The organism is Sphingomonas sp. PAMC 26605 (genome assembly GCF_000241485.1).
GTDB lineage: Bacteria > Pseudomonadota > Alphaproteobacteria > Sphingomonadales > Sphingomonadaceae > Sphingomonas.
In genome coordinates this window covers 116,973-118,446 of record NZ_JH584243.1, presented here as the reverse complement: position 1 = coordinate 118,446, position 1,474 = coordinate 116,973, and the positions used below count along the sequence as shown (strand labels likewise).

Here is a 1,474-nt window from a genome sequence, read left to right as displayed (position 1 = left end):
GGTTCGACGTTCAGCCGCTTCGGCCCGCAGCGTCGCCGCCTGGTTCAGCCGAAACGCCCGATCCGTCGCCCGTAGCATCGCCGCCACTTTTGCGCCCGCGCCGCTGAAAGAAGGCAGCGCCTTTTGATCGCCATCCCTCCTTTGCCGCGATGTCTTTAGAGGCAATCGCGTCGAGCAGAACGCCAGCAAGGGTTTCGGCATCGAGCGCATCGGCGCCGGTTGCGGAGACGAGCTGGCCGAGTTGCTCGACCCGCTTCGCTTTAAGCGAGCGGGCCTTGTCATTCAGTGCCTTTAGCTCGGTATCGTAATCGCGAACTTTACGCATATTCCCTCCAGCTCCAACTGATCGCGGCAACATCAGATTGCTGCCATATGTGATCCCATGTCCACCAGACCCAGACGCGGCACCGTTATGCCAGGCTTAAGCAGCGCGCCGGGCGCGACGACAGCATTTGCACCAATACGAACGCCGTCGCCCACAGCGCTCCGAACTTGTCGACCCCTGTTCGAATTCGCGTGCCGTCGAGCACGATAAGGATGGCGGGATTGTCACGCTCATTCCGGAAGTTGGCAATGATGGCCCCGGCTTCCAGATTGACGCCTGCGCCCAGCACGCTGTCACCGACAAAATTAAAATGGGCGAGCTTAGTCCCTGAAAACAGGAATGACGATTTGAGTTCGGTGCCCGGGCCCAACGTACAACACTCCCCCAGCCAACAGCCATCGCGAACATAAGCGCCGCTCGCAATGAAGCAGGAGGGTCCGATGACCGTGGGGCCTTTCAGCACGACGCCCGGCTCTATGCTGGCGGTTTCATGCACGGCGACATTGTCAGAAATCCGATAGCCAGCATCAAGATCGTCCAGGATTACAGCGACGACATCGTGTGACCGGGTGGTGATTTCCCAGGGCGCAAGATCGGAGAACGCTGCAAGCGGCGAGGCAGCGACGTCTGCGATATAATTGCGGATTAGGATCTGGTCGCTCATCTTGCCGATCCCTTTGATACCAACTGATGCACAGGTCAGCTTCCCCCGCGCTCCCATAATCCATATCTTAGCGCAACCAGCAAGGGGTAAACCCGGAAGGACCAGAAAGCGGCAACCAGTCAATCACGAGAAGCGGAGCGGATTGTGAGTGCGCGCTTATAGATCATTGCCGATCTGCGCTAAGAAGGGTAGAAACACGCTCGTCATGGCGATCTACCATTTCTCCGCGAAGGTGATCGGGCGTTCATCCGGCTCGAGCGCTGTTGCCGCAGCCGCTTACCGCTCCGCATCCGAGCTGTTCGACGAACGGCTGGAGCGGCACCATGACTTCTCGAACAAGACCGGTGTCACGCACTCGGAAGTGATGTTACCGAAAGGTGCGCCGGATCATCTGGCAGACCGCACAACGCTCTGGAATGCAGTGGAGGCTGGCGAGAAGCGCAAGGACGCCCAACTAGCCCGTGAGATCGAGTTTTCGATCCCCC

Annotated in this window: 3 protein-coding genes; 1 reads left to right on the top strand and 2 read right to left on the bottom strand. The window is 59.0% G+C overall.

The features are described from left to right. Positions 1-10: 10 nt before the first annotated feature. A complete protein-coding gene (locus tag RH90_RS20015) occupies positions 11-325 on the bottom strand; it encodes a conjugal transfer protein TraD (protein ID WP_010188498.1) in 315 nt (104 codons plus the stop codon). A gap of 85 nt (positions 326-410) precedes the next feature. Beyond that, a complete protein-coding gene (locus RH90_RS20010; protein WP_232280447.1) occupies positions 411-989 on the bottom strand; it encodes a transferase in 579 nt (192 codons plus the stop codon). Positions 990-1,194: 205 nt separating this feature from the next. On the opposite strand from RH90_RS20010, the gene RH90_RS20005 reads away from it, so the two are divergent. After that, a partial coding sequence (locus RH90_RS20005) for a MobA/MobL family protein (protein WP_010188496.1) occupies positions 1,195-1,474 on the top strand: 280 nt, incomplete at its 3' end.

Bases quoted from the DNA above. Each gene is read 5' to 3' on its own strand.
- RH90_RS20015 (WP_010188498.1), bottom strand. From the start codon at position 325: ATGCGTAAAGTTCGCGATTACGATACCGAGCTAAAGGCACTGAATGAC.
- RH90_RS20010 (WP_232280447.1), bottom strand. From the start codon at position 989: ATGAGCGACCAGATCCTAATCCGCAATTATATCGCAGACGTCGCTGCC.